This is a genomic window from Oerskovia sp. 140933 (genome assembly GCF_059651515.1).
Genome location: NZ_JAMXIO010000064.1, coordinates 1 through 4,792, shown reverse-complemented (window position 1 = coordinate 4,792; position 4,792 = coordinate 1). Strand labels below are relative to the sequence as shown.

Here is a 4,792-nt window from a genome sequence, read left to right as displayed (position 1 = left end):
CGGCCCGGCCGCGGCACGCACGGCGAGCCGCGGCCGGACCACGCACCCGACGACCCACAGCCTTCCCGCTCCCACGACGACAGGAGTTCTCCCGTGGCACGGACCACGTCCGCCCGGCGCAGCACGGCCCAGCGCACGGCGCGCTCGGCGACGGCTCGGGGAGCGGGCCCCCGGACCGGGGACGGTGCCGGCCGTCCCCGCCCGCGGCCGCCGGAGCGCGAACGCGCCCGGTGGCCGCGGAACCTCTCCCGCACACGTCGAGCCTGGCTGGCGGTCGCCGCGCTCGCGGTGGTCACCCTGGTCGTCGCGGCGGTCGTCCGGGCCGTCGAACGGCCCGACGCCGGAGCGCCCGGTGCGTACGTCGCCGACCCGGCGCGCGTGGCCGAGCTCGAGGCCGCGGAGGCCGCGCGCGACGGCGAGAACCTGGGCCTCGTGACCGACTTCGCGGTCTCCGCGCAGGAGCGCCTCGTCCCGACCATGGAAGACCTGTCGGTCGCGCTGCCGCTCGACGGTTCGCCCGGCACACCCGCGACGCCCGAGCAGGTCTCCGGCTGGCGCGAGGAGCTCGCGGCACTGACGGCCGAAGCCGAGGCGCTGCCGTCCGGCGCGTCGGGGTACAACGTGACGCGCAACGGGCTGGGCGTCTCGATCGCGCTGCTGGGCGACACGGTCGACACGCTCGTGCTGGCCGGCGAGGCCGCCGAGCCCACCCGCGCCGCCCTCCTGGCGCTCGCGGCCGACCTCCGGTTGCGCGCTGCCGACACGTGGGCCATGGCCGCGACCCAGCTCGACGGGCTGAGCGTCGACGCCGACCAGGGGCACGTCCACGTGTTCCTGCCGCTCCACCCCGACGACGCGGGGGACGGTGCCGCGAGCCCGGTGGACCACTAGCCCGGCGCTCGTCGCCCGGCTCGCGGGGTCACCTACGGAGCGCCGAGCCCCGGCGGGCCCGTCCTCGGCGTCGCGCCGTCGCGCAGCACGCCGGGCTCAGTCGAGCGGGCGCACCATGACGACGTCGTCGTGCGCCTCGCCGCCCACGACGTAGGTGCGCGTGCCCGCGAACGCGAAACCGTGCTTGCGGTAGAACGCCTGGGCCCGCGCGTTCTCCCCGTTGGTACCGAGCCACACGGCCTTGTCCGGGACGAGGGCCGGTGCTGCGTCGAGCGCGGCCCGCAGGAGGTCGCCCGCGACCCCGGTGCCCTGCGCGGCCGGGTGCACGTAGATCTTCGACAGCTCGACCGTGGGCTCGTCGCCGACCACGGCCACGATGTCCGCGTCGTCGGGCACGCCGCGCACGAGGAGCGCGTAGCCGACCAGGTCGGCGACCTGCTCGGGCCCCTCGGCGACGAGCAGCGCGTGGTCAGGGCTCGCGGCCCACGCGACGAACTTCTCCGGGGAGAGCTGCGCGCGGATGTGCTCGGCGACCGCCGCAGGGTCGGAGCCGGGCGGGCAGGCGAGCGGGAACGTGAGAGCGGCCAGCTCCGCGAGGCGGGCGGCGTCGTCGGGGGTCGCGGGGCGCAGGGAGGTCGTCACCCGCGGAAATCTACCCGGGTGCACCCACGAACGGGAGGGGTGTCCGGCCGTCGGGCCGTTGACACCCCTCCCCGGGGGGAGGACGGTGGAAGGACCGGAGACGTCGCCCGCCCAGCCCACGGACGCCGCCCCCGCCGGAGCCCCGACGACGGGGCCCGCGTGAGGGGAGGTGAGAACACATGAGGAAGATGGTCGACTGTCGGACCACACCCAGCGTCATCAACTGCACGCTGACGATCGCGGGCGAGGAGGAAGAGGTCCTCGACGCCGCGTACGACCACATGATCAGCAAGCACGGGCACGAACCGACGCCCGAGCTGAGGGAGCAGATCCGTGCCGACCTGGTCGACGCAGAGCCCTCGATGGCCTGACCGCACCAGACGGTACAGCCGGTCGTGACCCGCGGGTCACGGCCGACACGCGTGCCCTCGGCCATGATGGGGGCATGGCACACCTCCCGGCGCCCGGGCGCCGCATCGACCTCAACGCCGACCTGGGCGAGGGGTTCGGGCCGTGGGCGCTCGCGGACGACGACGCCCTGCTCGACCTCGTGACCAGTGCGAACGTCGCGTGCGGCTTCCACGCGGGAGACCCGTCGATCATGCGTGGCGTGACGCGCGGTGCGGTCGAGCGGGGCGTGAGCATCGGGGCCCACGTCGCGTACCGCGACCTCGCGGGCTTCGGTCGCCGCTTCCTGGCGGTCGCGCCGGCCGAGCTGACCGCCGACGTCGTCTACCAGATCGGCGCGCTCGACGCGTTCGCCCGCCTCGCGGGCGACCGGGTCCGGTACGTCAAGCCGCACGGCGCGCTCTACAACGCGATCGTCCGGCACGAGGAGCAGGCGGCGGCCGTCGTCGACGCGGTCGCGGCCTACGACCCGACCCTGCCCGTCGTCGGGATGCCCGGCTCGGCCGTGCTGCGGCGTGCCCGGGAGGCGGGGCTGCCCGTGGTGCGCGAGGTCTTCGCGGACCGCGGCTACGCACCCGACGGGTCGCTCGTGCCCCGCGGGACCCCGGGAGCGGTCCTGCACGACCCCGTCGAGGTCGCCGAGCGCGCGCTGCGCCTCGTGGCCGAGGGCGTCGTGGTCGCGGCGGACGGATCGGAGGTCACGGTCGAGGCGGACTCGGTCTGCGTCCACTCCGACACCCCCGGCGCGGTAGCGCTCCTGACCGCGGTGCGCAGGACGCTCGAGGCGAGCGGCGTCGTCGTGCAGGCGATCGGGCGGTGACCGTGCCGACGGGGTCGGGCGAGCCGCACGCACCGAGCATCCGGGCGTACGGCGACCACGCCCTCCTGGCCGACGTCGCGGGGCTCGACGAGGTGCACGCGCTCGCCGCCGCGCTGCAGGCCGCGGACGTACCCGGCGTCGTGGACGTCGTGCCCGCGGCGCGCACGGTGCTCGTGGTCCTCGACGACGCGGCGACGTCGGCGGACCTGGTCAGGGTGGAGGACGCGGTCCGGGAGGCGTGGGCCTCCCGGACGGCCGTGGCGCACCCGGGGGAGGGGAGCGTCGTGGAGATCCCCGTCGTCTACGACGGCGAGGACCTGCCCGACGTCGCCGCGTGGGCGGGCCTGTCCGTCGCCGAGGTCGTGGCCCGGCACCGCGGGCGCGGGTACGTGGTCGCGTTCGGCGGCTTCATGCCGGGCTTCGGCTACCTGACCGACGTGGACCCGACCATCGCGGCCCCGCGCCTCGCGACGCCCCGGACGCGCGTGCCCGCGGGATCGGTCGCGCTCGCGGGCGGCCTCACGGCGGTCTACCCCCGCGAGACGCCGGGCGGCTGGCGCCTGCTGGGACGCACCGACGCCCGGTTGTTCGACGTCGACCGAGACCCGCCTGCGCTGCTGACGGCGGGGACCCGGGTGCGGTTCCGGGCCGTCGACCGGCTGGCGGGGGACGCCGGCGCGGGCGCCGCGGAGGAGGACGGAGCCCCTCCCGACCTCGACGAGGGGCACCCCGGGGCCGACCGCGCGGGTGCGCCGGCCACGGAGGCCCGGCCCGGTCGCGAGACGCCTCTCTCCGGTGCGGCGCGCCCTGTCGCGGGAGGGGTCGAGATCCTCGCGACGGGGCCGCTCACCCTGCTCGAGGACGCGGGACGTCCGGGCTGGGCGGCGTCGGGGGTCGGACGGTCGGGGGCAGCCGACCAGGGGGCGTTGCGCCTGCTGAACCGTCTGCTCGCCAACGACGGCCCCGTCGCGGCACTCGAGGTCACCCTCGGCGGGCTCGCGGTGCGGTTCCACGAACGAGCCACGTTCGCGCTCGCGGGAGCAGAGGTACCCGCGACGCTCGACGGGACACCCGTGGGGAGGCAGGCGCTGCTCGAGGCGCGGCCGGGCGCCGAGCTGCGGCTCGGGTTCGCCGCGCACGGGACGCGGGCCTACCTGGGGGTGCGAGGCGGGTTCGCCGCGACCCCGGTGCTGGGCTCGCTCTCGTTCGACGTCCTCGCGGGGCTGGGGCCCGCTCCACTGCGGGTGGGGGACCGTGTGGCGATCGGTCCCCGCCCGTCGCGGCTGCCCGTGGTCGACGCGATCGCTCCCCGCGCGGAGACGGACGGCGTCGTCGAGCTCGCGGTGCTCCGCGGGGTGCGCGACGACTGGTTCGGGGACGAGGCCTGGCGAGCCCTCCTGGAGGGGACGTTCGAGGTCTCCGACGCGAGCAACCGTGTGGGCCTGCGGCTCGCCGGGCCGAGGATCGACCGGCGGACGGGCGAGCTCCCGAGCGAGGGGCTCGTCCCCGGCGCGATCCAGGTCCCGCCCGACGGGAGTCCCGTCCTGTTCCTGCGCGACCACCCCGTCACGGGCGGGTACCCCGTGATCGGGGTCGTCGCGGGAGGGGCGCTCGACGCGGCGGCGCAGGTCAGGCCGGGTGACAGGGTCCGGTTCAGGGAGGCACCGCGGGTGCCCGGCGCGGCGGGGCGGGGGCGAGACGGGGCAGCGAGTTGACGGAGCCGCCGGACGCCGCGTAATGTTCTCGAAGTCAGCCCGGCAGGGAGGAACAGACACCACTGCGAAGCTCCTCGGAGCCGCCGCGAAGTGGCTGGATCCCCCGGGTGGCCACCCCTCAGAAGTTCTCGGAGACACCTCTGCGTGCCACGGGATCGACGGGGCGGCCGGCTCAGGCGGATCGGCTTCACCGGAAACGGCGAGTTGAGACGCGGGAATGAGTCTGGTAGGTTTGAGAAGTTGCCCCGAGTGAAGGCCTGGGAACGGGTTGGATTCGGTGCGTGTCGGTTGCTTGAGAACTCAACAGTGTGCTTGA

At 75.9% G+C, this 4,792-nt stretch carries 5 protein-coding genes; 4 read left to right on the top strand and 1 reads right to left on the bottom strand.

The window, feature by feature from the left end; genetic code table 11:
* The first annotated feature begins 93 nt into the window (after positions 1 to 93).
* Positions 94 to 891, top strand: coding sequence for a hypothetical protein (locus NHG27_RS18815; protein ID WP_497017337.1), 798 nt, complete (start codon positions 94 to 96; stop codon positions 889 to 891).
* Positions 892 to 987: 96 nt separating this feature from the next.
* On the opposite strand, the gene NHG27_RS18810 is transcribed toward NHG27_RS18815, so the two are convergent.
* Positions 988 to 1,533 carry a GNAT family N-acetyltransferase gene (locus NHG27_RS18810; RefSeq protein ID WP_193721290.1) on the bottom strand — a complete coding sequence of 182 codons (546 nt, stop codon included), beginning with the start codon at positions 1,531 to 1,533 and terminating at the stop codon, positions 988 to 990.
* Positions 1,534 to 1,712: 179 nt separating this feature from the next.
* Between NHG27_RS18810 and NHG27_RS18805 the strand changes: the two genes are divergently transcribed.
* The 3 genes from NHG27_RS18805 (at position 1,713) to pxpB (ending at position 4,476) form a co-directional block, all read left to right on the top strand.
* The gene (locus NHG27_RS18805) at positions 1,713 to 1,904 is read left to right on the top strand and encodes a DUF1059 domain-containing protein (protein ID WP_193721289.1); all 192 of its coding nucleotides are present in this window, start codon (positions 1,713 to 1,715) and stop codon (positions 1,902 to 1,904) included.
* 74 nt (positions 1,905 to 1,978) lie between these two features.
* Positions 1,979 to 2,761 (top strand): LamB/YcsF family protein, encoded by a 783-nt coding sequence (locus tag NHG27_RS18800; protein ID WP_497017336.1) that lies wholly within the window; start codon positions 1,979 to 1,981, stop codon positions 2,759 to 2,761.
* Positions 2,758 to 4,476: a 5-oxoprolinase subunit PxpB gene (gene pxpB / locus NHG27_RS18795; protein ID WP_497017335.1), complete on the top strand. Its 1,719-nt coding sequence runs from the start codon at positions 2,758 to 2,760 to the stop codon at positions 4,474 to 4,476. The genes NHG27_RS18800 and pxpB overlap by 4 nt, the downstream gene beginning before the upstream one ends.
* The last annotated feature ends 316 nt before the right edge of the window (positions 4,477 to 4,792 follow it).